This is a genomic window from Pseudazoarcus sp. NS20 (genome assembly GCF_059703745.1).
Map to the genome: position 1 here is coordinate 25,232 of NZ_BAAKIY010000004.1, position 22,251 is coordinate 47,482.

Below are 22,251 nucleotides of genomic sequence, written 5' to 3' on the forward strand. Positions count from 1 at the left end.
GCCCTCAGGCTGGCGGCAGGTTTGTGTCGAGCCACACGGCGAGGCGGCTTTGCGCAGGCCAGTTGCGTAAAAGTCGTGCCCGGTCACGGGACCACCCTTTGGCAAAGCTTTCGGCAGACGCGTGAGCTGTGGTGGCGTCCAGGTCGATGAGCATCAGCCGACCGTCATCCCACAGCAGGTTCGTGGCTTTGAGGTCACCGTGCTGGATACGCTCACCCCACAGTGTTTCGAATGTATTGCGCAGCGCGGCGGCTTGAGCCGGGGGCGGTTCATGGTCCGCGTCCAGCACATCCAGCAGCGCCGCGCCGGGGCTCCACTCGGTCATCAACCAAGCCCGGCGGCGCAGGGGGCCGAGGCGCTCTTCAACCATGGCAAGTGCGCGTGGTGTGTCGATTCCGAAGAAGTCCAGCCGGTGCGCAGCCAACCACGAGTGCCATGCGCGGCTTGGCCGCAGCATGCGCGAGATGGCGTGCGCAACCCCTTTGATGTTGTAACGCTTGATGACCAGCGGTCGTTCACCGATATGCACTTTGGCGACGGTCACGGTGTTGCCGTCTTTGAGCAGGGAGCCGCGCTGCATCGCGCCATCCAGGTCGGCCAGCAGCGGGGCCAGTGTCTCGGCCTCGTCACGCACGACGGATGAAAAGCGCGTGAAGCTTTTGCGCACGGCAAACAGTGTGCAGTCACGCAGGCTTTTGCCCAGCAGATCATTCAGGCGCCGCTGGCGAACCGCGTGGATCTCCATCGCCAGGCTTGCCGGGTCGGGTGGCGGGCCGCCTGCGGCAATGTAATGAGGCAGCAATCCGAGCAAGGCCTCGTCCCAGCCTGGAGGTAACTGGGCGAGGAGAATCGCGAGGTTGGCGGTGGCCTGAGGCGCTGGCAAGGGCGTGTGGCGTTCCACGGTGTCGCCGTCGATCACCCAGGTGTGTTCCCCGGCAACCAGAAAATTGCCGTGGTGCAGGTCGCTCTGCGTGAGCCCGGCCGCATGCATATGGCCGGCCGCTGCCAGTATCAGTGTGAGTAGCTCAAGGCTTTCGGCGTCACCGGGCGCGCGTGCTGCGCGCTTCCATACGTCGGCAAGGCTTACGGCGTCCGGCAGGAAGCGGGTGAGCAGGGCATGGCCGCCGCCAATCAGTGAGCCACTCCAGATGATCTCCGGGGTGGCGATGCCGGCGGACAGCAGCGCCTCGATGCCATCACGTTCGCGGCGCAGGTGACGCTCGGAGGCGTCGGAGATGAACAGCTTGGCGAGTACGCGTTGCCCGTCAAGCACTGCCTCGGCCACCACGCGCTTTCCCGGCAGCACGCGAAGCGAGCGAAGCAGGCTGAGCTGCTGGCCGTTATCCAACTCGACGCTGCACGGCATCGGTGGTGTGCGCTTGGCAGCCCGTAGCGAGGCAGCGTCGAGTCGACTCATTTAAGCGTCCAGTAGCAAAACAGAGAGCAGAAGCGTGCCGTGCTTTTCGGTGTACTCATTGTTCTACTCCGGGGGCGAACTTGCGCTCCCAGCGCTCCATCAGACGTTTGCCTTCACGCTCCAGAAACTGCAGCAGCGCGGTTTCATCGCGCAGGATCTCGCGCAGCGGGCGACCGAAATAGGTGCGCAGAAAGCGCAGCCGGTCGCGGTGCGTCAGGCCCGCTTCGAGCGAGGCGAAATGCAGCGCGGCCAGGTCTTTGTCGCGCCAGCGGCGCGGTGTGACGGTGCGAATCTGAGCGCGGTGCAGGTCGATCAGCGACACGCGGAAGTTGTCCGGTGTGGGCAGCGGGTCGAGGTGCAGCAGGAAATGCACGAGGTAGAAGTCGCGATGATTGACGCCGCCCTGATGCATGCGCCGCGCCATGTCGGCCACGCGCTCGATCACGGCGCGGCGCCAGCGGGGGGCAGGCGGGGTGTCACGCCAACTGCGGCAGTGCTCGTCGAGCGCAACGGTGGGGGTCAGCGCCTCGGTGATGATGAACGAGCGCCGCGTGGCCGGGTTGCTGCCGCGCTCGGCAAAGGCCACCGGCGTCATGGTGGCCACGCCCAGCTCTTCCAGCCGGCGAATGGCAGCGTATTCGTTGTGGGCGCCCAGCACCGGCACGCGGCCGCGCACCAGGTTTTCGACAATCTCGAACCAGCCCACGCCACGGTGAATCTTCACGAAGTAGGCGCGGCCTTCGACCTCAGTGCGCAAGGTACGGCGCGCTTCCAGCTCGCGAAAGACTTCGCCCTGCAGTGCTTCGACGGCCTCGAAGGCATCACGCTCGGCCCACAGGCGGTCAAACGGAGGAGCGAGCCATTGGCGGTTCATGGCCGCTCCCCCACGATGATGTCGGCCGCGCGTTCGGGCAGGCTGTAGATGTCGGCGGTGTCTGCCCAAGCGAGGGCGTTTTTCGACCAGCGCCTACGCGCGGCATCGTCGCTGAGCATGGTGCTCAAGGTGGAATCGAGTGCGGATTGTTCGAAGGGTTCGGGCAGCACCTTTCCGGCGTCGGCCTCGCTGATGTAGCGCGCATAGCCGCACACCGCGGTGGTCAGCACCGGCAGACCAGCCACCACCGCTTCGAGCAGCACCGTGCCGGTGTTTTCGGCGTAGGCGGGGTGGATGAGCACGTCGGCACCCAGCAGAAAACGCGGAATGTCGGTGCGGCCGGGCAGGATGATGACGTTCTCTTCGATGCGCAGTGCCTTCACCTGAATGCGGAAGGGGCGCGGGTCGTCCTGGCCGATGACGATGAAATGGGTGCGCGCGCGCAGCGCCTCGGGCAGTGCGGCGATGGCGTTGAGGCTGCGGTCCAGCCCCTTGGTGCGAAAGCCCGACCCGATCTGCACCACGAGCCGCTGATCGTCGCCCAGGCCGAATTCATCGCGAAACGCCGCGCGAATTTCCGCCGCGTTGGCCGGTGCCCGGCGGTCTGGTGCGATACCCGGCGGCAGCAGATGAAAGCGTGATTTGGGCGTGCCGTAGTGTTTCTCGAAAAGCGGCTGCTGCACGGTCGAGATCATCAGGATCTCGGTGTTCGACTCGGGCGCAAACACCGCGCGCTCGTACGCCGAGAAATGGCGGAAGCGGCCCGACAGGCGATACAGCCAGCCGCGCCGCTCGGCGGCCTTTTCGGCATAGCACGGGTCGGCGGCGTAATACACGTCGAGCCCCGGCATCTTGTTGAAGCCGACCACGCGATCCACCGGGCGGGCCTGCAGATCCAGTTGCAGCAAGTCGTTAAACAAGCGGTAGCGCGCCGGGTTGGTCAGCGCGCGCGCCGGCAGCAGCACGATTTCCAGCCCGTCGGGTTGCTCACCCTCCCACTCCAGCGCATACACACGCACGGCGTGGCCGCGTGCCACGCAGGCCTGCGCGATGCGCAGGAAGTCGCGTTGCAGGCCGCCAAAGGGGAAGTATTTGTAGAGGCAGAAGGCGAGTTGCATCATGCCGCCTCGGGCAGTCGGCGCCCTGTTTCATGCACTAGCGCGGTGACCGCGTCGAACACCCGCTGCGGCCCCACCTGCGTGAAGCACAGCGGCTGCTCGCGTTCGAGGTCGAAGCGGCTGCGTTCTTCTGCGCTGGGCACATGGGTGCAGCGCTGCGACAGGCACGGCGAGCAGGTGTAGCTGGACGCGAGGTGACGCTGGCGTGGCCCCCATGCCCCGGTCAGGCTCGGGCTGGTGGGGCCGAACACCGATACGGTGGGTACGTCGAAGGCAGCGGCGAGATGGCCCAGCCCGGTGTCCACCGCCACGCAGGCTGATGCCCCGGCCAATTGCCCGGCCACTTCGGCAAGTTTGAGGCGCGGCAGTACCCTCACTTGCGGCAGGCCGTCGGCGATGCGCTGCGCGCGCAGCCGTTCGCTCTCCGAGCCCCACGGCAGGCGTACCTGCCAGCCGGCGGCGCTGGCGCGCTCGGCGAGTTGGCGCCAGTACAGCTCGGGCCAGTGTTTGGTGGCCCAGGTCGTGCCGTGCAGAAAGACGAGATACGGTGCAGCCGCAGGCGGCTGGGTACCCAGCACGCGCGCATGGTCGAGGCCGTAGTCGCAAGGCGTGTCGGGCAGGGCGTAACCGAGTGCCTGCGCGAACAGCGCGCGCACGCGCTCGACGGCATGCTGGCCCTTGGCTACGGCGTGGGTCTGGTCGTAGAAACGGCTGGCGAGCGGCTCGCGGATCGAACTGCGGTCGAGGCCGTGTACCGGCGCAGCGGTGTAGCGCGTCAGCACGGCGCTCTTGAGCAAGCCTTGTGCGTCGATGGCAAAGTCGTAGCGTGCGCTGCGCAGGCTACGTTTCATGCTGCGCCATTCGCCGCTGCGCCAGGTCTGCAACAGGCTGCGCCGCCAGCGCCGCAGCGCGACCGGAATCACGCGCTGCACCGCCGGGTGCCATGCCGGGATCTCTGCAAAGTTCTCTTCCACCACCCAGTCGAAGCGCACGCCGGGCAGTGCGCGCGCGGCGTCGGTGAGGGCCGGCAGCGTGTGGATCACGTCGCCGAGCGAAGAGGTTTTGATGACCAGAACGTGCATCAGCGCCCCGGCTGCGCTACACCCAGGCCGGCCAGTGCGTCGAGCACGCTGGCCGGCGTGATTTCGGTCAGGCAACGCAGGTGGCCGAGCGGACAGGTGCGCTTGAAACAGGGCGAGCATTCGAGCGCCAGGTAGCGGATGGCGACGCGCTCGGGCGCAGCCAGCGGCGGCGTGTGCTCGGGCGTGGATGAGCCGAACAGCGCCACCAGCGGCAGGTCGAGCGCGGCAGCCACGTGCATCAGGCCGGAGTCGTTGGTGACGGCGGCTTCGCACATGGCCAGCAGATCGACTGCATCGCCCAGCGTGGTGTGGCCGGCGAGGTTGCGCACGCCGTGACCAGCGCCTTGGGCGATGACATCGCCCGCTTCAGCATCCTTGCCCGAGCCGATCACCCACACTTCGATGCCGCGCGCGGTGAGTTCGCGGGCGACGGCGGTGAAGTGCTCCAGCGGCCACTGCTTGGCCGGGCCGTACTCGGCGCCGGGCATGAAGGCCACGGCTCGCTGGCCCTCAGGCAAGCCCAGCGACTTGCGCAGCGCGGCCTGGTTGGCAGCGTCGGCCACCAGTTGTGGGCGCGGCAGTGGGTCTGGCAGCGCCTGGTGGATGCCGCGCCCCAGTGCGACGAAGCGCTGCACCGTCAGTGGCAGGCGCCGCTTGCTGAGCATGCGCATGTCGTTGACGAACCAGTAGCGCATTTCGCCGCGGAAGCCCGTGCGTTGCGAAATGCCGGCAAAGGCCGGAATCAGCGCCGACTTGAACGAGTTGGGCAGCACGATGGCCTGGCTGTAGCCGATCTGCCCCAGCTCGCGTCCCAGCGCCCAGCGCGTGCCGAGTTCGAGCTTGCCATGACCGACCGGCATCACCACGCCGCGCCGCACTTCGGGCATGCGTTCGAGAACCGGCAGTGACCACGCCGGTGCCAGCACGTCGATGATGCAGTTGGGCTCGGCCGCGCGCAGCACCTTGAACAGGCTCTGCGCCATCACCATGTCGCCGACCCACGACGGGCCGACCACGAGAATGCCGCGCACCGGCCCGGCCGCGGCGTCGAAATCGTCGTCCGGCTCGCGTTCGGGCATCGTGCTCACAGGCCGCGACCTTTCAGCCAGTCGAGATAGCGGGGTACGCCTTCCTCGACCGGGGTGAAGCGGTGTTCGAAACCGGCTGCTCGCAGGGCCGTCATGTCGGCCTGCGTGTAGCTCTGGTAACGGCCGCGCAGGTGTTCGGGGAAGGAGATGTAATCGATCTCGCCGGTGCCGTGCCAGGCGATGGCGGCGCGCGCCACGTCGTTGAAGCTCTGCGCCCGGCCGGTGCCGAGGTTGAAGATGCCCGACACTTTCGGGTTGTCCAGCAACCAAAGATTGGCGGCGACGATGTCGTCGACGTGGATGAAGTCGCGCTCTTGCTCACCGGGGCCGTAGCCGTCGGAACCTTCGAACAGGCGCAGGCGGCCGGATTCGCGTAGCTGGTTGTAGAAGTGATAGGCCACGCTGGCCATCGAGCCCTTGTGTTGCTCGCGCGGGCCATACACGTTGAAGTAGCGCAGGCCGACGACCTGGCTTTCGAGCGTGGCCATGAGGCGGCGCAGATGGCAGTCGAACTGGAATTTGGAATACGCGTACATGTTCAGCGGACGCTCGAACTCGCGCGCTTCGCGAAAGTCCGGACCCATGCCGTACACCGAGGCCGACGAGGCGTAGATGAAGGGCACGCGCGTGGGCGCGCACCATTCCAGCAGAGCCTTGGAATAGTCGTAGTTCACGTTCATCACGAAGCGCCCGTCCCACTCGGTGGTGGAAGAGCAGGCGCCTTCATGGAACACGGCTTCGACCGAACCGAAATCCTGACCGCTGCGGATGCGGGCGAGGAATTCGTCCTTGTCCATGTAGTCGGCAATGTCGGCGTCGTTGAGGTTGAGGCACTTGTGGCCATCGGTCAGATCGTCGACGACCAGAATGTCGTCGATGCCGCGGGCGTTCAGGCCCTGCACGATGTTGCTGCCGATGAAGCCGGCGCCGCCGGTAACGATGATCATGCGGATTCTCCGGAAGGTGCGTTGTCGAGGCCGCGGGCCAGTTCGTCCGGGCTGACGCTGGCGGTGCCGAGCTTGCCGACGACAATGCCGGCGGCGACGTTGGCCAGCATCATGGCCTGCGAGAGCGACTGCCCGCTGGCCAGCCCGAGGCCGAGCAGGGCCACCACGGTGTCGCCGGCGCCGGTGACGTCGAATACGTCACGCGCGCGGGCAGGCAAGGTCAGCGGCTCTGCGCCGCGTTGCAACAGGGTCATGCCACGCTCGCTGCGCGTGACCAGCACGGCTTCGAGGCCCAGCGATTCACGCAGCGCTTCGCCGCGCGCGACCAGCGTGGAGTCGTCAGCGCAGTGGCCCACGACGGCTTCGAATTCGGACAGGTTCGGCGTGATCACGGTGGCGCCGCGGTAGCGCTCGAAGTCCGTCCCCTTGGGGTCGACGACAACCGGCACGCCGTGTTCCCGCGCCGCACGAATCAGTGCGCCCACCTGCGTCAGAGTGCCCTTGCCGTAATCGGACAGCACCACCGCGCCCGAGCCGGCGAGGGCGGCCTGCAGCGCGCTTTGCACGTCGGCCGAGTCGACGGCTGCGAAGCTCTCTTCGAAGTCGAGGCGGATGAGTTGCTGGTGGCGGCTGATGATGCGCAGCTTGGTGATGGTGGGGTGCGTGGGGGCTTCGATGAAACGGCAGCCAACTCCGGATTCGCTCAAGCGCTCTTTCAGCAGCTTGCCGGCTTCGTCACGGCCGACCAGCCCGATGAGTTCGGCTTGGCCGCCGAGCGAAGCGATGTTGAGCGCCACGTTACCGGCGCCGCCGGCGCGGAATTCGTCTTGCTCGACCTTGACGATGGGCACCGGCGCCTCGGGCGAGATGCGGTTGGTCGAGCCATGCCAGTAGCGGTCGAGCATGACGTCACCGACGACGATGACGCGGCCGGAATGAAAGTCGGGGAGTGTTGCGGACATTGCTTGGCGACGGCCTGTGATGAGGGGCGAACGAGATTATTTCACGAACCCGGTGCAACTCGCGGCTTCAGGCGGTACTGGGTGTCTTGCGGGCGTGATTGAGGTTGTGTTCCGCAGTGCGCAGCAGGGCCTCGGCGTTGGCGCCGTCGGCCGGGTACAGCGCAGTGCCGATCTGGGCCCGCAGCGCGACATCCTGATTGTCTATGATGAAGGGCTCTGCGAAGGCGCGCAGCGCGGATTCACGTGCCCGGTCGATGTCCTCACGCTCGAAGGTGCCTTCCAGCGCAACCGCGAAGCGCCCGCCCTGCATGAAGGCCACCGTGTCTTCAGCACGCATGGTCTCGCGCAGTTTGCGTGCGGCGGCGATCAGCAGGCGCTCGGTGGCCTGGCGATCCAGACGTTGCTCGATTGCAGCGAAATCGGCGATGTCGAGCACGATCACGCCCAGCCGCGTGTTGTAGCGCTGCCCGCGCGTGATGGCGTGGTCGATGCGCGAGCTCAGCAGGGTGCGGTTGGCGATGCCCGTCAGCGGGTCGCTCAGAGCGATGTCTTTTTCCAGGCGTTCGAGCGTGGCGACGCGTGTGCGCAGCGCTTCGACCTCACGCGTGCGCTCGGCCAATTTTGCGGTGAGGGCATCGTCGGCGTCGGCAGGGGCGGCGTGCTGCGGCGTGTGTGGCGTGCGGCTGCGCACGTGCTGAATGGCAAAGCCGATGGCGATGCCGACGAGAACGGCGAGTACGAGGGGGAGGAAATCAGGCACAGCGTTAAGGTCCTTGGCGCGGAAGCCTGAATTATACGGGACGCCGCATCAGCCTCGCCCGCTGCCCTGTCCGGCGGGGGCGATGCCCGCACGCCTGTGCAGGCAGGCCGCCGCGGCGCGCAGCAAGGGGATGCTCAAGGCAAGCCCCATGCCGTCGCCCGGTGTGAGGTCGGGGTCGAGCAGCGGCTGCGCGCCCAGCGCGCTTTGCAGTTGAGCGTGCCCTTCGTGCTCGGCACGGGTGGCGTGGATGCAGTATTGCGCGGCGGCCGGAGCAATGCGCTGCGCAACGGCGAGGGCGCTGGTGGTGACCAGTCCGTCGATGATCACGACAAGGTGTTTTTCAGCTGCGCCGAGCATGGCGCCGACCAGCATGGCGGTTTCGAAGCCGCCGAACTCGCGCAAGGCCTCGAACGGGTCGTCGATGCAGCCACAGCGTGCAAGGCTGCGGCCCAGCAAGGCACGCCTGCGTTGCAAGGCTTCGTCATGTCCGTCCGGTGCTGCGGCTGCCAGCACATCCAGATCGATGCCGTGCATGCAGTGCGCCAGCAAGGCGGCAGACGCTTCGGCGCCTACGCCGATGGACGACAGCCCGAGAACATTGCCGTCCTGCGCGGCATGCTGGTGGGCAAGGCCGCGTCCGTATTCCAGCGCACGCTCCAGTTGCGAGCGCCACATGGCGGGCTCGAGGGCGTAGTTGGCGGTGCCGTGTTCGATCTTGGCGTGGGCCAGGCCAGGGCGGTGGGTGAAATCGTGGCTGACGCCGGCATCGACCACCGTCAGCGCAAGCGCCATGTCGCGGCAAGCGGCGTTGAGCACCGAGTGCCCGCCCAGCAGGCGCTCGACGGCTCCCCATGTCTGACGTTGCGGCAGTGATGAGGCGCCGGCGGCGATGGCGCCGTGGTCGCCCGCGAAAATCGCGATGAGGGGTTTATGTACGACGGGTTGCAGGCTTTGCTGCACCAAGCCCAGCTGCAGCGCCAGCGCGCAGATGCGTCCGCTGGGGAGCGTGTCGAGTCGGCCGCGCAGCGTGCCTTGAAGCGCGTTGTCCGGGGGGTCGATGCGGAATTGCATGCGCGGGGCCTCTGGAGGAACGACGCATCGAGTCTAGCACCGCTTCGATCGGCTTAGACCATGGGCATCAGCGATTGAACCACTTGAGGGTATTGCCCCAATCGGCAATGTCGATGCGCGTGCTGTGTGCGAACGCAAAGTCCAGCCCCAGCCAGCGTTCGCGAGGCACGCCGAGCAGGTGGCCGGCGATGACGCGTAGCGGGCCGCCGTGGGCAACCACCACCACGGCGCCGTCGGGCGCGGTGGCTTGCAGGTCGGCCAGCCAGGCCAGCACGCGCTCGGCCATCTCGGAGGATGATTCGCCGCCGGGAGCGCGAAACCCAAGCGGGTCGTCTGCCCAGGCGTCGATGGCCGTGCCGAGGGCTTCGTAGCGCTGCAGCTCCCACTCGCCGAAGTGCATCTCGGCGAGCCGTGCATCGATGCGCGGGGTGCCGAGTGCCTCGGCCAGCAGGCGTGCGCGCTGCAGCGGGCTGGCGTGCAGTTCGAAGGTCTGCGGCAGCAAGGGCGCAAGCCGGGCGGCTGCGACGCCGGCCGGCTCGACCAGCGCGATGTCGCTCGAGCCGTAGCAGGTGCCCGGTGCGATGTCCGGGCGCGGGTGGCGGATCAGATGGAGTTCCATGTCGCGACTATCGCCAGATAGCAGGCCAGTTCGGTGAGTTGTTGTGCCGCGCCCAGGCAGTCGCCGGTGTAGCCGCCGAGCCGGCGTTTGAACAGACGCGCGCAATACAGCGTGACCATCGCTACGACTGCCACTGTGATCAATGCGGCGGGCAGGCCGAGCAGCAGCAATGGCAGGCTGCCGGTGACGGCGGCAATCGCCAGTTCGCGCCGGCTGAGTTTGCGCGCCAGCGGCTTGGCCTTCGAGAGCTCGTCCTCGCGCACGTATTCGAGCGTATGGATCAGGCTGGTCGAGGCCAGGCGGGAAAAGGCGTGTGCCGCGATCAGCGCGGCGGCCAGCGCCCACGCACCGTGCCCGGCCAGCTCGACCAGCGCAGCGGCCTTGGCGAGCAGCATCAACACCAGCCCGACTGCCCCGTAGGTGCCGATGCGTGAGTCTTTCATGATGGTGAGCACCTGCAGGCGCTCCCAGCCACCGCCGAGGCCGTCGCAGGCATCGGCCCAGCCGTCTTCGTGGAAGGCGCCGGTGAGGCGGATGGTGACGGCTATCGACAGCACCACCGCCAGCGTGGCCGGCAGCACCGTCAGTGCCAGCGCGGCGGCACTTGCGCCTGCCGCGCCCACCACCCAGCCGACCAGCGGGAAGTAACGCGCCGCGTGGTTGAGGCGCTCAGGTGACCACGGCACCCACGCCGGCACCGGAATGCGCGTGAAAAAGCCCATGGCTGTAAAGAACAGCTCCAGCTCTTCGCGCAGGCGCGGCGGCAGGTTCATGCGGGCGCCCGCCCGGATACGCCAGCCGACTCGAAGCTCGCCATGTCGCTCAGAAACGCCGTGGCGGCCTGCAGCAAGGGGAAAGCCAGCGCGGCGCCCGAGCCTTCGCCCAGGCGCATGTCGAGCTGCAGCAGCGGCTCGACATCAAGGTGTGCGAGTTGCGCGGCGTGGCCGGCTTCGTCGGAGCAGTGGGCGAACACGCAGTACTCGAGCACTTCGGGCACGATGCCCTGCGCGGCGAGCAAGGCGGCGGTGACGATGAAACCGTCCACCACGATCACCATGCGCTTTTCGGCCGCGCCGAGCATGGCGCCGGCCATCATCGCGATCTCGAAGCCGCCGTATTGCATCAGCGCCTCGTAAGCGTTGGACGGCCGGCCGCCGCGTGCCAGCGCCTGTTCGAGCAAGGTGAGCTTGCGCGCCACGCCGGCGTCATCCAGCCCTGCGCCGCGGCCGGTGACATCGGCCAGCGGCAGGCCGGTGAGGCAGCGCGTCAGCAACGAGGCCGAGGCGGTGTTGCCGATGCCCATTTCGCCCAGCCCGAGGGCGTTGCACCCGGCCGCGGCCGCGTCGTGCGCGAGTTGGCGGCCACGCTCGAGCGCGGCGTCCAGCGCGTCCGGCTCGATGGCGCGGGTTTCCAGGTAGTTGGCCGTTCCGTGGGCAATCTTGGCGTCTATCAGCCCTGCACGCGGCGCGAAGTCGTGCGCCACGCCGGCATCCACCACTGCCAGCTGCAGCCCGGCCAGGCGCGAAAACACGTTGATGGCTGCGCCGCCGGCCAGAAAGTTCTCCACCATCTGCCAGGTCACGTCTTGCGGGTAGGCAGAAATGCCGGCCTTGACCGCGCCGTGGTCGCCGGCGAAGACCAGCATGCGTGGCGCGTTCAAACATGGCTCGGTGGTGTTCTGGATCAGCCCGAGCTGCAGCGCCAGCGCCTCGAGGCGCCCGAGCGCGCCGAGCGGCTTGGTCTTGGCGTCGATGCGCGCCTGCAGGGTAGGGGCAAGGCGGCGGTCCAGCGGCAGGATTTCAAAGGGCATGGCGGGCAGTGAGCACGTGAAGCGGCGGATGTTAGCACTCGCCGCCGGCCTCTCACGACATGCGCGGGCTTGTCTCGCGGCCGGCAAGCGGAGTACAAGACGGGCTCTTCGAATCGGCCGCGCGCAAACAGACATGAGTGATCACCCCGACAAGCAACACGGCTTCAACGACGCAGAGCGCCATGGCGTGTATCGCGCCATTTTCGAGCGGCGCGACGTGCGCGCGCAGTTTCGCGCCGACCCGATCCCCGACGCGGTGCTGGCCCGCTTGCTGGCGGCGGCACACCACGCGCCTTCGGTGGGCTTCATGCAGCCGTGGGATTTCGTGGTGGTGTCCGACCGCGCCGTGCGCCAGCGCGTGAAGGCGGCGTTCGACCGCGAGAACGCCCGTGCCGCCACCTTGCACGAAGGTCAGCGCGGCGTGCTGTACCGCAGCCTCAAGCTCGAAGGCATTCTGGAAACGCCTTTCAACCTGTGCATCACCTGTGACCGCCAGCGCGGCGGGCCGCATGTGCTCGGGCGCAGCAGCATGCTCGACACCGACCTCTTCAGCACCTGCCTGGCGGTTCAGAACCTGTGGCTGGCAGCGCGCGCCGAGGGCGTGGGGGTGGGCTGGGTAAGCATCATCGACCCGGCCGAGCTTGCCGGTCTGTTGGGTCTGCCGGAGAGCGTCTATCCGCTTGCGTATTTGTGTCTGGGCTATGTCGATGAATTCCTCGACGAGCCGGAGCTGGCCCGCGCCGGCTGGCGCCAGCGTCTGGACCTGCGCTCGCTGGTGCATCGCGATGCGTGGGGCGGGCTGGCGGAAGAGGATTCGCTGCGTCACGCGCTGTCTGCGGAAACGACTTGCAATGCCTTGAAATAAGCCGTTTCCATGCCCACCTCTTGAACTCGCACTGGCCATCTCCACGTGCTGCTACGGACCCCCGCCTTGGGGGCGCCGACGTTTGTGAGTGTGGCAACAGAGCCGCATTAAGATCTTTCGTCGCCGATTCATTGAAACCCGTTAACGGATTCAGTAGGAGGTGAACAGGGTGTTAATGCACAACGCATCCCGTGGTTTTTCCCCGTCCGTGGCCGAGCGCCACGACCCGTACCCGACCCGTCTTTCTCGTCCGCCCGAGCGGCCGTGGCTGGAGCGCCACGAGCCGGTCGTGAAGGGGCGCGCAGGTGACGGACCCTTGAGCCTATCGCAGCTCGAAACGTTCGAGAAAAAAGGTTTTCTGTTCGAACCGCAGTTTCTTTCAAGCGATGAAATAGCGGAATTGAGTGCCGAACTGAACGTGCTGTTGGAGCGCCCCGAATTTCGTGGGCGCGACTTCAGCATCACCGAGCCGGAGCATCAGGAAATCCGTTCGCTGTTTGCGGTGCATTTCCTGTCGCAGCGCTTTGCGCGGCTGGCTGGTGACGAGCGCCTGACGTCTCGTGCGCGGCAGATTCTCGGCGGTGAACCGTATGTGCATCAGTCGCGCATCAACTACAAGCCCGGCTTCGAAGGCAAAGGCTTCAACTGGCATTCGGACTTCGAAACCTGGCACGCCGAGGACGGCATGCCGGCCATGCACGCGGTGAGTGCGTCGATCATCCTTACCGACAACCATCACTTCAACGGCCCGTTGATGCTGGTGCCCGGCTCACATCGCAGCTTCGTGCCGTGCGTGGGGCCAACACCGGAGGCCAATTACAAGCAGTCGCTGAAGGTGCAGCAAGTGGGGGTGCCGCCGCGCGAAGCGCTGCGCCGATTGATCGGGCATTCCGGCATCGAAGCGCCAACAGGGCCGGCAGGTGGTTTGCTGCTGTTCGACTGCAACACGCTCCACGGCTCCAACGCCAACATGTCGCCGGACCCGCGCAGCAACGTGTTCTTCGTCTACAACCGGCGAGACAACGCGTGCGATGAGCCCTACGCTGCTTCGCAGCGGCGGCCGCGCTTCCTGTCGCACGAGGCGGATGAGGTGTGGCGACCGTGGCCGGTGAAGGTGTGAGCCCTCACTGCCGGAAGATTCTCCGGCGACGAAAACTCACCCCTTCAGATGCAGCGGAAGGCCCGCCGCAATGAAACTCACCCGGTCGCAACGCTGCGCCACGGCCTGATTGAGCCAGCCGGCCTCATCGCGGAAACGCCGGCCGAGCGGGGTTTCGGGCACCAGGCCCAGCCCTGTCTCGTTGGCGACCAACAGCACGTTGCCGGGCAGGGTGGGCAGCAGTTCTAGCAGCTTGTTGCGCTCGCGCAACAGCATCTCCTCGCATTTCGGTGATGCGTCGCCAAGCAGATTGGCGAGCCACAGCGTGAGGCAATCGACCACCACCACCCGGCCTTTTTTGGCTTCGCGCAACAATGCATCGGCCAGGTGGAGCGGGGCTTCTTCCGTGCGCCATCCGGCAGGCCGGTCGGCCTGATGGCGGCGGATGCGCTCGGCCATTTCCGCGTCCAGGGGCTCTGCGGTAACGATGACGCAGACCGGCCCGCCATTGGCATATGCGAGTTGTTCGGCGTGGCGGCTTTTGCCCGAGCGGGCGCCACCCAAGATCAGATGAAGGCTCATTGGCGCGAAATATCCAGAGATGAATCAGGCTATCATGCGCGCTTCGCTCCGCAAGGGGCGATCGTGTTTCAGGTGCCCTAAGGCGATTCTCGCCCAGGGTTAAACGGGAAACAGGTGCGCGACGGAACCCCCGCCGCCAGGCCTGTGCTGCCCCCGCAACGGTAAGTGGAAGCAAAGCGCATCGAAAACGCCACTGGGCTCCGGCCCGGGAAGGCGATGCGCCGGTCGACGCAGTTTCGGCCAGCCCACGAGCCCGGATACCGGCCTCGGAACACAAATGGCGAAGTTCCGCGGGGTGGCGGCGCGACCTGTTTTTCACAGAGTCCCTTTTCTTTCCCTTCGTGGCTTCGAATTTGATTTCGGCATGGCCGGGCGGGGACGCGCGGCTGGCCGTCAGGGAGCCTGTCTCATGCATTTCAAAATTACAGCTACCGCGCTCGCGGTGGCTTCGGTGTTTCCGTTTTCTGTATTTGCGCAATCGGATGCGGGCGACGAGCTTCGTCCGGTGGTGGTTACCGCTACACGCCAAGCGCAGTCGGCCGACGAGGTGTTGTCTAGCGTCGATGTGGTGCAGCGCGAGGAGATTGAGCGCGCAGGTCAAACCACGTTGGTGCAGTTGCTGGCCAGCCGGCCCGGTGTGCAGGTTGCTGCGAATGGTGGTCCTGGCTCCACCAGCTCCGTATTCATTCGGGGCGCCAATTCGAATCACACGCTGGTGTTGGTGGACGGCATGAGGATTGGCTCCGCAACCAGCGGCTCGCCCACTCTTGAAATGGTTCCGCTTCAAATGGTAGAGCGCATCGAGATTCTGCGCGGCCCGGCAAGTGCACTCTACGGGGCCGATGCGTTGGGCGGGGTCATCAACATCATCACCCGTCGCAATACAGGCGATGGCATCACGCCGCGCGCCCGGATCGGTGCCGGCAGTCGCGATACCTACAGCGCTAGCGCAGGTATCTCGGGCGCTAAAGGCGCGCTTCGCTACCAATTTGACGTCGGCCATGATCGTACGCGTGCTTTCGATGCCCAGCCGCTGGTGTCGAATGGCACCAACAGCGATCGTGACGGCTTCCGTAATGATTACGCCAACGGCTCCCTCTCACTGGGGTTCCGTGAGCGCGATGAGGTCGGCTTCTCGTTTTTCCACTCAGAGGGGCGCAATCACTATGACAGCGCATTCGCCACCTATGATTCATATTCCGACAAGCGGGCGGAATCGTTCGGCGTGCACATGCGAAACGAGCTTCGCCCCGGCTGGGTCAGCACGCTGCGCTTGAGCCAGAGCAAAGACATCTCTCATTCGTACAATCCGGCTGCCGCATCGCGCTATGACGAATTCGACACGCGTCAGCGCCAGATAGGATGGCAGCACGACATCGCCTTCGCAGGGGGCACGCTGCTCGCGGCCGTCGAGAAGCTCAAGCAGGATGTAGACAGCACGGTTAATTACGATGAAGGCAGCCGCACGCTTGACTCGCTTTTGGTCGGGTGGGGCGGAGCGTTTGGCGAGCACGATGTGCAGTTCAATGCGCGTCGTGACCGCAGCAGTCAGTTCGGTGGCGAGAACACCGGTTCGGCGGCTTGGGGCTACCGCTTCGCGCCTGAATGGCGTGTGCGTGCCAGCCTTGGTACAGGCTTCCGTGTGCCTAGCTTCAACCAGCTTTATTATCCCGGCTTCGGCAATCCCGACTTGAAGCCAGAGCAGTCCTTGAGCCGCGAGGTCGGGGTGGTTTTCGAGCGAGGTGTGAGCAGCGTCAGCACGACTTATTACAACAATCGTGTGCGCAATCTCATCGTTGGTAGCGGAGCCACCGCCACCAACGTTGGCAAAGCGAAGCTCGAAGGTATGGAGGTCGGGTTAAGCACGATATTGGCCGGCTTCAATCTGCGTGCGAGCTACGATTATCTGCGAGCTCTGAACCTTGATACGGGGGATCGCCTAATCCGTCGCGCTCGCCATTCCGGGTCGCTGGCGCTCGATCGCAGTGCTGGCAAGTGGCTGTATGGCATTGAGTGGCGCGGTCAGGGAAGACGTGGTGATACGGTGTTCGGTGTAGGAGAAGTCACAATGCAAGGCTACGGCGTCACCAACCTGTATGCGCATTACTCGCTCACGCCTGACTGGAGACTTGAAATGCGCCTGAACAACGCCCTCGATAAGCGTTATCAGACCGCCAACGGCTATGCCACCGAGCGCCTGAGCGCATTCGTGGCGGTGCGTTACGCGCCGCGCTGACTGGAGAAGCATGGCGCCCCTGAGTAATCACGCGGCTCACAACGGTTTGGCCGTCGAGCGTCGTCGCATCGGCGGCTGGCTGCTGTTGTTTGTGCTTGGGGCGCCCCTGTCATTGTTGTTGGCCTTGCTGGCCGGGTCGCTCAACGTGTCGCTGCGAGAAGTGCTGCTGGCCTTGAGCGGCGGAGACGCCGGTATGGCTGGCGACATCGTGCGCACTCTGCGTCTGCCTCGCGCTATCGCCGTCTTCGCCTGCGGCGGCTTGCTGGCGCTGGCTGGGGCGTTGATGCAGGTCTTGCTGCGCAACCCCTTGGCCGACCCCTACATTCTCGGTGTTTCCGGCGGCGCGGCGGTGGGCGCGCTGTTCGCGATGATGATCGGCCTCGCGCCGTGGATGGTCGATGGTGCGGCCTTTGCCGGGGCGCTGGGGGCGATGCTGCTGGTGTTCGGGCTGGCGCATGGGGATGGGTCGTGGACGCAGACGCGTTTGTTGCTCACGGGCGTGGTTGTGGCGGCCGGTTGTGGCGCGCTGGTGTCGCTGATGTTGTCGCTGGCCACGGACACTCGCGTGTTCTCGATGCTCTTCTGGCTGATGGGCGACGCCAGCGGTGCCACACAGCCGTGGCCGGCATTGATTGTGTTGGGCTTGGCGTTGGTTGTGCTGGCGCCGTTCGCGCGTGATCTCAACGTGCTGTCGCGGGGTGAGGATGGTGCGCGGGCGCTGGGCGTGGATGTGCGCATGCTGCGTTATCTGTTGTACGCGCTGGCGTCCTTGCTGACTGCCGTGTCGGTGACGCTGATCGGTTCAGTCGGCTTTGTCGGCCTGATCGTGCCGCACCTGGTACGCCTCGTCATCGGCAACGACCAGCGCGTGTTGTTGCCCGCAGCGGCGCTGGCCGGTGGCACGTTGCTGACCATCGCGGATACCGCCGCGCGCACGGTGATGGCACCCATTCAATTGCCGGTGGGCGTGCTCACGGCGCTGATCGGTGTGCCGCTGTTCCTCTTTTTGCTCTCGCGGCGGATGCGCTGATGGCCGCCGGCGAGATCCTGCTCGGCATTGATGAGCTTGCGCTGCGCGTGGGCGAGCGCTGGCTGTGCTGCGCCTTCAGCCAGCAACTGCGCGCGGGCGAGGTGCTGGTGCTGCTGGGCCCGAACGGTGCGGGCAAGACCACGCTGCTGCGCACGCTCGCCGGGCTGGCACCGCCCGCCGCTGGCAAGCTGACGATTGCCGGCCGTGCCGTGGCCGACTGGCCGCCGCGCGAGTTGGCGCGCCTGCGTGGCTACTTGCCGCAGCAGCAGCCCGATTTGTTTCCCTCCAGCGTGCTCGAGACCGTGCTGGTGGGCCGCCACCCGCATCTGGGGCGCTGGGGCTGGGAGGGCGAGCAGGACGTCGCCGTGGCCGAGGCTGCGCTGCGCGAAACCGGCATGCTGGATTTCGCCACTCGCGATGTGCAGACCCTGTCGGGCGGCGAGCGGCAGCGCGTGGCCATTGCCGCGCTGTTGGCGCAGGCGCCGCGGCTGATGCTGCTCGACGAACCCACCAACCATCTCGACCTGCATCACCAGATCAGCACCCTTGAACTGCTGCGCGAACGCGCGACGCAAGGCTGTGCGGTGGTTACGGTATTGCACGACATCAACCTGGCTGTGCGCTTGGCTGACCATGTGGTGCTGTTCGACGGCCGGGGTCAGGTGCTGGCCGGCACGCGCGACGAAGTGCTGCGCACCGAGGTGCTGGAGCAGGCCTTCTCGCAGCCGATGGACTGCATCGACCACGCCGGCCGGCGCATCTTCGTGCCGCGCTGACCGCGTTTTTCATGGTGCGCGCCGATACCGTATCGAGCGCGCGCCCGTATTGCCTATTTGAAGGAGTCTCCGATGTCCGATGAAGCCGCCCGCAATGAACGTCACAACGAGCGCATGAAGCGCAAGAAAGAAGTGGTCGACGCCGGCATCGCCCGCGCCAATGAGGTGCGTGGCGTGCTGCTGGTGAATACCGGCAATGGCAAGGGCAAATCCAGCGCCGCCTTTGGTGTGCTGGCGCGCGCCTTGGGCCACGGCATGCGCGCTGGCGTGGTGCAGTTCGTGAAGGGGCGCTCGGACACGGGCGAAGAGGCGTTCTTCCGGAATCAGCCGGGCGTGGAATGGCACGTGATGGGCGAGGGCTTCACCTGGGAGACGCAGGACCGCGAGCGCGATATCGCCAAGGCGCAGGAAGGCTGGGTGCAGGCGCGCGCACTGCTCGACAACCCCGACATCGGGCTGGTGGTGCTTGACGAGCTCAACATCGCGCTCAAGTACGGCTACCTCGATGTTGCGACGGTGCTGACCGACCTGCAATCCCGCCCACACATGCAGCACGTGATCGTCACCGGGCGTGGAGCGCCGGATGAACTCATCGAAGCCGCCGACACGGTGACCGACATGGGCATGACCAAGCATGCCTACAAGGCGGGCGTGCAGGCGATGCCGGGGGTTGAGTTCTGAGCTTGCGGGGCACGCAGTCTGAACCGAGGAGGGCGGAGACCTTCAACGCATGGGAATGCTGCGCTCGCTGAGGACGACCTTGTTGCCGTTGGCGTCGAAACGCACAAATTCCTGGCGGCCATTACGGCATCGTGCATACGTCGTGTTGAGTACACCGCCCGATTCAGCAATGCATTCGTCTTTCGATCGCGGGTGAATGGTGATCCACTGTGGCTGCAGCGAATTCATGCCCTGTGCGATGCCTGCTCCCACGCCAGCGCTGAATTCTCCCAAGGCGCGACCGGCCTGATGCGTGGTGGATTGGGCGAGAGCGTGGCCTGACAGACTGAAGGCCAATATAAGCAAGAGTTTTTTCATGCCGATAGATTATCCACATGGGAAAAATCGACGGTAAAGAAATTACGTGCTTTCAGGGCTTTTTACGTACTTCTTCCAACTGCCCGCACAGCCTCTCCGCCCCATCCAGAATCCGCGTGCTGTGTCGCTGGATCAGGTCCGGCGGGATGAAAAACAGATGCTCGTTGCGCACGGCGGTGAGGTCCCCCCAGCGGCGCCAGTCGTCGAGCCATTCCGGGCGGGCGGCGTCCATGCCGCTGGCGACGATGGCCTGAGGGTTGGCGGCCAGCACGCTTTCAGTCCCGATACGCGGTGTCAGCGTGGGCAGGGCAGCGAACACGTTGTCTCCGCCACACAGGCGAATCACTTGCGAGATCAGGTGTTCGCCGTTCACCGTCATCAGCGGCGAGTGCCACACCTGATAGAACACGCGCACCGGCTCTTGGCTGGCGTAGCGGGCTTTGAGGGCGGCGTGACGTTCACGGAAGTCATTGGCGGCGGCGTTGGCGACCTTCGAGGTGCCGGCGAGCTGGCCGATGCGCTCCAGACTGTGAGCGATGTCGTCGAGCGAATGCGGGTCGTTGACGAACACGGCAATGCCCAGCGCCTGCAGGCGTTCGCGCTCGGCAGGGCGGTTGCCTTCGCCCCAGCCGACGACCAGATCCGGGCGCAGCGCGACCACGGCTTCCACATCCACCTTGTTATAGCCGCCGACGCGCGGCAGGGCCTTGGCCGCTTCCGGGTAGTCGCTGTACGACACGGCGCCGACCATCTGATCTCCCGCGCCAGCGGCGTAGAGCAGCTCGGTGACGTGTGGCGCCATACTGACGATGCGCTGTGCCGGCCCGGCAAGGCGCACCTCGCGGCCGAGATCATCGGTGACGACAACGGCGTCGGCCAGTGCAAAGGCGGGCAGCAAGGTGAGTAGCAACGCGGCAGTGAAGCGGTGAATCATTGCGGGATTCCAGTCAGGGCATGGTCGAGGGCCGCGGCCAGGCGCGTGAACTCGCTTGCGTTGGCGGGCAGGCCGAAGCGCAGGGCGGCCGGTTCGGTGAAGCGTCGCACCAGTACGCCTTGTGCGGCAAGTCGTTCGGCCAGCACGTTGGCGTGCGGTGTGAGCACGCGTTGGAACAGCGCCGTGCCGTGCGGGTTGAAGCCGCGCGCGGCAAGCAAGGTTGCGAGTTGTGCCGAGCTTTGCGTGAGTTGGGCGCGTGCAGCATCGTGCCAGGCCGCATCGGCCAGTGCGGCGCGCAGTGCATGGCGCGCCGGGCCGCTGACGGCCCACGGGCCGAGGCGTTCAGCCAGTGCAGCACGCACGCTCGCCGGTGCAAACACGAAGCCGCCGCGCGCGCCGGCGAGGCCGAAGAACTTGCCTGGCGAGCGCAACACGATCAGCCCGGCTTGGCCGGCGATGGGCGCAAGGGAATCTTCCGGCGTGACGTCGATGAAGGCCTCGTCGATGATCAGCCAGCCCCCGCGTGCGGCCAGCCGCAGGTGCCAGTCGGCCAGTTGGGCGGGTGCAAAGCGCGTGCCGCAGGGGTTGTTGGGGTTGGCCAGCACCACGATGTCGCTGCGGGCAACGGCCGCATCCATGGCGTCTGCCGTGCACGGCTGCGGCGCGCTCGCTCGCCATGCCCAGGCGTGTTCGCTGTACGTGGGGGTGAGCAGGCTCACACGCGCACCATGCAGTACGGCGGGCAAGGCCTGTATGGCGGCTTGTGTGCCGGCGACGGGCAGCAGCGCGTCGCTGCCGTAGTATTTCGCGGCCGCTGCTTCCAGGCCGTCCTCCTCTTCGGGCAGACGCTGCCAGACCTGCGGGGGAATCGGCGGCACCGGATAGGCTTGCGGATTGATACCGGTGGATAGGTCGAGCCAGTTCTCCAGCGCAATGCCGTAACGCTGCGCGGCTTCGCGCAGACGGCCGCCGTGTGCGGGTGCGCCGTTCATTGCGCCACCAGCAACAGCAGGTTGATGAGGGTCACCACGCCCAGCCACCAGCACATGCCGTTGCCCACCAGCGCGATGGCGCGGCGCACGGTGTGCGCGTCGGGCGGGGCACCGCAGCCCAGCACGGGGCGGGCTTCGATCTGCCCGTGATAAGGTGCCGGGCCGCCAAGCTGAACGCCCAGCGCGCCCGCCCCGGCGGCCATCACCGGGCCGGCGTTGGGGCTGCTCCATGTCGGAGCCTGGCTGCGCCAGCAGTGCAGCGCATCGCGCGTGCGGCCGAGCAGGGCATAGGTCAGAGCGGTGAGTCGGGCGGGAATCCAGCCCAGCGCGTCATCCACGCGGGCGGCGATGCGCCCGAAGTGCAGATAACGCGGCGTGCGGTAGCCCCACATGGCGTCCAGTGTGTTGGCGAGCCGTGCCAGCAGGGCGCCGAGGCCACCGAACATGACGAACCAGAACAGCGTCGAGAACACGGCGTCGTGACCGTTCTCCAGCACTGATTCGGTGGCGGCGCGGGCTACGCCTTCGGGGTCGAGCGCTTGCGTGTCGCGGCTGACGATGCGGCCTACGGCTGCGCGGGCGGTATCAAGCTCGCCGGCCGCCAGCGGTGCCGCCACGGCTTCGGCGTGTTCGCGCAGGCTGCGCGCGCCGAGGGCGAACCACAGCAATGCGATGTCGACGGGCCAGTGCGCCCAGTCGGTGGCGGCGCGCAGCCACAAGGCCAGGGCGCACCATGGCAACACGGCGAGACACCAGGCCACCAGGCCGGCGAAAATGCCGTCTCCGAGCGTGCGCCGGGAAAAGGCCTCGACCGCAGCCGCCCAGCGGCCGAAGGCCACCAGCGGGTGCAGGCGGTTGGGCGGCTCGCCGATGAGGCGGTCGAGCAGCAGGCCGAGAGCGAATTTGAGTGCGAGTTCAGGCATGGCAGGCGGCGAACATATCACGCAGGGC

Annotated in this window: 23 protein-coding genes and 1 riboswitch; of the genes, 6 read left to right on the forward strand and 17 right to left on the reverse strand. The window is 66.3% G+C overall.

The window, feature by feature from the left end:
• Positions 1–4 precede the first annotated feature (4 nt).
• From AC6H0W_RS11815 to cobT, 12 genes are all read right to left on the reverse strand, one after another.
• Complete coding sequence (locus tag AC6H0W_RS11815; RefSeq protein ID WP_497577380.1) at positions 5–1,417, reverse strand: lipopolysaccharide kinase InaA family protein; 1,413 nt, start codon at positions 1,415–1,417, stop codon at positions 5–7.
• Between the two features lie 55 nt (positions 1,418–1,472).
• Positions 1,473–2,291 (reverse strand): lipopolysaccharide core heptose(I) kinase RfaP, encoded by an 819-nt coding sequence (gene rfaP / locus AC6H0W_RS11820; protein WP_497577381.1) that lies wholly within the window; start codon positions 2,289–2,291, stop codon positions 1,473–1,475.
• Positions 2,288–3,412 (reverse strand): glycosyltransferase family 4 protein, encoded by a 1,125-nt coding sequence (locus AC6H0W_RS11825; protein ID WP_497577382.1) that lies wholly within the window; start codon positions 3,410–3,412, stop codon positions 2,288–2,290. The genes rfaP and AC6H0W_RS11825 overlap by 4 nt, the downstream gene beginning before the upstream one ends.
• On the reverse strand, positions 3,409–4,491 hold the full coding sequence (gene waaC, locus AC6H0W_RS11830) for a lipopolysaccharide heptosyltransferase I (RefSeq protein ID WP_497577383.1): 1,083 nt from the start codon (positions 4,489–4,491) through the stop codon (positions 3,409–3,411). The genes AC6H0W_RS11825 and waaC overlap by 4 nt, the downstream gene beginning before the upstream one ends.
• Positions 4,491–5,570, reverse strand: a complete 1,080-nt coding sequence (gene waaF / locus AC6H0W_RS11835) for a lipopolysaccharide heptosyltransferase II (protein ID WP_497577384.1) — start codon at positions 5,568–5,570, stop codon at positions 4,491–4,493. The genes waaC and waaF overlap by 1 nt, the downstream gene beginning before the upstream one ends.
• Positions 5,571–5,575: 5 nt before the next feature.
• Complete coding sequence (gene rfaD / locus AC6H0W_RS11840; protein ID WP_497577385.1) at positions 5,576–6,526, reverse strand: ADP-glyceromanno-heptose 6-epimerase; 951 nt, start codon at positions 6,524–6,526, stop codon at positions 5,576–5,578.
• Positions 6,523–7,488, reverse strand: a complete 966-nt coding sequence (rfaE1, locus tag AC6H0W_RS11845; protein WP_497577386.1) for a D-glycero-beta-D-manno-heptose-7-phosphate kinase — start codon at positions 7,486–7,488, stop codon at positions 6,523–6,525. Before rfaE1 ends, rfaD begins: the two co-directional genes overlap by 4 nt.
• A gap of 67 nt (positions 7,489–7,555) precedes the next feature.
• Complete coding sequence (locus tag AC6H0W_RS11850; protein ID WP_497577387.1) at positions 7,556–8,248, reverse strand: diguanylate cyclase domain-containing protein; 693 nt, start codon at positions 8,246–8,248, stop codon at positions 7,556–7,558.
• A 48-nt stretch (positions 8,249–8,296) separates the two neighbouring features.
• Positions 8,297–9,319, reverse strand: a complete 1,023-nt coding sequence (locus AC6H0W_RS11855) for a nicotinate-nucleotide--dimethylbenzimidazole phosphoribosyltransferase (RefSeq protein WP_497577388.1) — start codon at positions 9,317–9,319, stop codon at positions 8,297–8,299.
• A gap of 67 nt (positions 9,320–9,386) precedes the next feature.
• Positions 9,387–9,938 (reverse strand): alpha-ribazole phosphatase family protein, encoded by a 552-nt coding sequence (cobC, locus tag AC6H0W_RS11860; RefSeq protein ID WP_497577389.1) that lies wholly within the window; start codon positions 9,936–9,938, stop codon positions 9,387–9,389.
• Positions 9,923–10,693, reverse strand: a complete 771-nt coding sequence (locus tag AC6H0W_RS11865; protein WP_497577838.1) for an adenosylcobinamide-GDP ribazoletransferase — start codon at positions 10,691–10,693, stop codon at positions 9,923–9,925. The genes cobC and AC6H0W_RS11865 overlap by 16 nt, the downstream gene beginning before the upstream one ends.
• Positions 10,694–10,707: 14 nt before the next feature.
• Complete coding sequence (gene cobT / locus AC6H0W_RS11870; RefSeq protein WP_497577390.1) at positions 10,708–11,748, reverse strand: nicotinate-nucleotide--dimethylbenzimidazole phosphoribosyltransferase; 1,041 nt, start codon at positions 11,746–11,748, stop codon at positions 10,708–10,710.
• A 133-nt stretch (positions 11,749–11,881) separates the two neighbouring features.
• Here cobT and bluB point away from each other — a divergent pair, with 133 nt between their 5' ends.
• Both bluB and thpD read left to right on the forward strand, forming a co-directional pair.
• Positions 11,882–12,613, forward strand: coding sequence for a 5,6-dimethylbenzimidazole synthase (gene bluB, locus AC6H0W_RS11875; protein WP_497577391.1), 732 nt, complete (start codon positions 11,882–11,884; stop codon positions 12,611–12,613).
• 175 nt (positions 12,614–12,788) lie between these two features.
• A complete protein-coding gene (thpD, locus tag AC6H0W_RS11880; RefSeq protein WP_497577392.1) occupies positions 12,789–13,733 on the forward strand; it encodes an ectoine hydroxylase in 945 nt (314 codons plus the stop codon).
• A 36-nt stretch (positions 13,734–13,769) separates the two neighbouring features.
• Here thpD and cobU read toward each other — a convergent pair whose 3' ends face one another.
• Positions 13,770–14,294: a bifunctional adenosylcobinamide kinase/adenosylcobinamide-phosphate guanylyltransferase gene (gene cobU, locus AC6H0W_RS11885; protein ID WP_497577393.1), complete on the reverse strand. Its 525-nt coding sequence runs from the start codon at positions 14,292–14,294 to the stop codon at positions 13,770–13,772.
• A 53-nt stretch (positions 14,295–14,347) separates the two neighbouring features.
• Positions 14,348–14,578: riboswitch (cobalamin riboswitch) on the forward strand.
• Here cobU and AC6H0W_RS11890 point away from each other — a divergent pair.
• The 4 genes from AC6H0W_RS11890 (at position 14,572) to cobO (ending at position 19,017) form a co-directional block, all read left to right on the forward strand.
• A complete protein-coding gene (locus AC6H0W_RS11890) occupies positions 14,572–16,530 on the forward strand; it encodes a TonB-dependent receptor domain-containing protein (protein WP_497577394.1) in 1,959 nt (652 codons plus the stop codon). (Overlaps the previous riboswitch by 7 nt.)
• 10 nt (positions 16,531–16,540) lie before the next feature.
• Positions 16,541–17,560, forward strand: a complete 1,020-nt coding sequence (locus tag AC6H0W_RS11895) for a FecCD family ABC transporter permease (RefSeq protein ID WP_497577395.1) — start codon at positions 16,541–16,543, stop codon at positions 17,558–17,560.
• A complete protein-coding gene (locus AC6H0W_RS11900; RefSeq protein ID WP_497577396.1) occupies positions 17,560–18,336 on the forward strand; it encodes an ABC transporter ATP-binding protein in 777 nt (258 codons plus the stop codon). The genes AC6H0W_RS11895 and AC6H0W_RS11900 overlap by 1 nt, the downstream gene beginning before the upstream one ends.
• Positions 18,337–18,408: 72 nt before the next feature.
• Positions 18,409–19,017, forward strand: coding sequence for a cob(I)yrinic acid a,c-diamide adenosyltransferase (cobO, locus tag AC6H0W_RS11905; RefSeq protein WP_497577397.1), 609 nt, complete (start codon positions 18,409–18,411; stop codon positions 19,015–19,017).
• Between the two features lie 42 nt (positions 19,018–19,059).
• On the opposite strand, the gene AC6H0W_RS11910 is transcribed toward cobO, so the two are convergent.
• The 4 genes from AC6H0W_RS11910 to cbiB are packed head-to-tail and all read right to left on the reverse strand — an operon-like array spanning position 19,060 to position 22,223.
• Entirely contained in the window at positions 19,060–19,374 is a 315-nt protein-coding gene (locus AC6H0W_RS11910) for a hypothetical protein (protein ID WP_497577398.1), read from the reverse strand.
• Positions 19,375–19,426: 52 nt separating this feature from the next.
• Positions 19,427–20,308 (reverse strand): cobalamin-binding protein, encoded by an 882-nt coding sequence (locus AC6H0W_RS11915; RefSeq protein ID WP_497577399.1) that lies wholly within the window; start codon positions 20,306–20,308, stop codon positions 19,427–19,429.
• Positions 20,305–21,300, reverse strand: a complete 996-nt coding sequence (gene cobD, locus AC6H0W_RS11920; protein WP_497577400.1) for a threonine-phosphate decarboxylase CobD — start codon at positions 21,298–21,300, stop codon at positions 20,305–20,307. The genes AC6H0W_RS11915 and cobD overlap by 4 nt, the downstream gene beginning before the upstream one ends.
• Positions 21,297–22,223: an adenosylcobinamide-phosphate synthase CbiB gene (gene cbiB / locus AC6H0W_RS11925; RefSeq protein ID WP_497577401.1), complete on the reverse strand. Its 927-nt coding sequence runs from the start codon at positions 22,221–22,223 to the stop codon at positions 21,297–21,299. Before cbiB ends, cobD begins: the two co-directional genes overlap by 4 nt.
• Between the last annotated feature and the right edge of the window lie 28 nt (positions 22,224–22,251).

Coding starts and splice junctions, on each gene's coding strand:
- AC6H0W_RS11815 (WP_497577380.1), bottom strand. CDS start 1,417: ATGAGTCGACTCGACGCTGCCTCGCTACGGGCTGCCAAGCGCACACCA.
- rfaP (WP_497577381.1), bottom strand. CDS start 2,291: ATGAACCGCCAATGGCTCGCTCCTCCGTTTGACCGCCTGTGGGCCGAG.
- AC6H0W_RS11825 (WP_497577382.1), bottom strand. CDS start 3,412: ATGATGCAACTCGCCTTCTGCCTCTACAAATACTTCCCCTTTGGCGGC.
- waaC (WP_497577383.1), bottom strand. CDS start 4,491: ATGCACGTTCTGGTCATCAAAACCTCTTCGCTCGGCGACGTGATCCAC.
- waaF (WP_497577384.1), bottom strand. CDS start 5,570: ATGCCCGAACGCGAGCCGGACGACGATTTCGACGCCGCGGCCGGGCCG.
- rfaD (WP_497577385.1), bottom strand. CDS start 6,526: ATGATCATCGTTACCGGCGGCGCCGGCTTCATCGGCAGCAACATCGTG.
- rfaE1 (WP_497577386.1), bottom strand. CDS start 7,488: ATGTCCGCAACACTCCCCGACTTTCATTCCGGCCGCGTCATCGTCGTC.
- AC6H0W_RS11855 (WP_497577388.1), bottom strand. CDS start 9,319: ATGCAATTCCGCATCGACCCCCCGGACAACGCGCTTCAAGGCACGCTG.
- cobC (WP_497577389.1), bottom strand. CDS start 9,938: ATGGAACTCCATCTGATCCGCCACCCGCGCCCGGACATCGCACCGGGC.
- cobT (WP_497577390.1), bottom strand. CDS start 11,748: ATGCCCTTTGAAATCCTGCCGCTGGACCGCCGCCTTGCCCCTACCCTG.
- bluB (WP_497577391.1), top strand. CDS start 11,882: ATGAGTGATCACCCCGACAAGCAACACGGCTTCAACGACGCAGAGCGC.
- thpD (WP_497577392.1), top strand. CDS start 12,789: ATGCACAACGCATCCCGTGGTTTTTCCCCGTCCGTGGCCGAGCGCCAC.
- cobU (WP_497577393.1), bottom strand. CDS start 14,294: ATGAGCCTTCATCTGATCTTGGGTGGCGCCCGCTCGGGCAAAAGCCGC.
- AC6H0W_RS11890 (WP_497577394.1), top strand. CDS start 14,572: ATGGCGAAGTTCCGCGGGGTGGCGGCGCGACCTGTTTTTCACAGAGTC.
- AC6H0W_RS11895 (WP_497577395.1), top strand. CDS start 16,541: ATGGCGCCCCTGAGTAATCACGCGGCTCACAACGGTTTGGCCGTCGAG.
- AC6H0W_RS11900 (WP_497577396.1), top strand. CDS start 17,560: ATGGCCGCCGGCGAGATCCTGCTCGGCATTGATGAGCTTGCGCTGCGC.
- cobO (WP_497577397.1), top strand. CDS start 18,409: ATGTCCGATGAAGCCGCCCGCAATGAACGTCACAACGAGCGCATGAAG.
- AC6H0W_RS11910 (WP_497577398.1), bottom strand. CDS start 19,374: ATGAAAAAACTCTTGCTTATATTGGCCTTCAGTCTGTCAGGCCACGCT.
- AC6H0W_RS11915 (WP_497577399.1), bottom strand. CDS start 20,308: ATGATTCACCGCTTCACTGCCGCGTTGCTACTCACCTTGCTGCCCGCC.
- cobD (WP_497577400.1), bottom strand. CDS start 21,300: ATGAACGGCGCACCCGCACACGGCGGCCGTCTGCGCGAAGCCGCGCAG.
- cbiB (WP_497577401.1), bottom strand. CDS start 22,223: ATGCCTGAACTCGCACTCAAATTCGCTCTCGGCCTGCTGCTCGACCGC.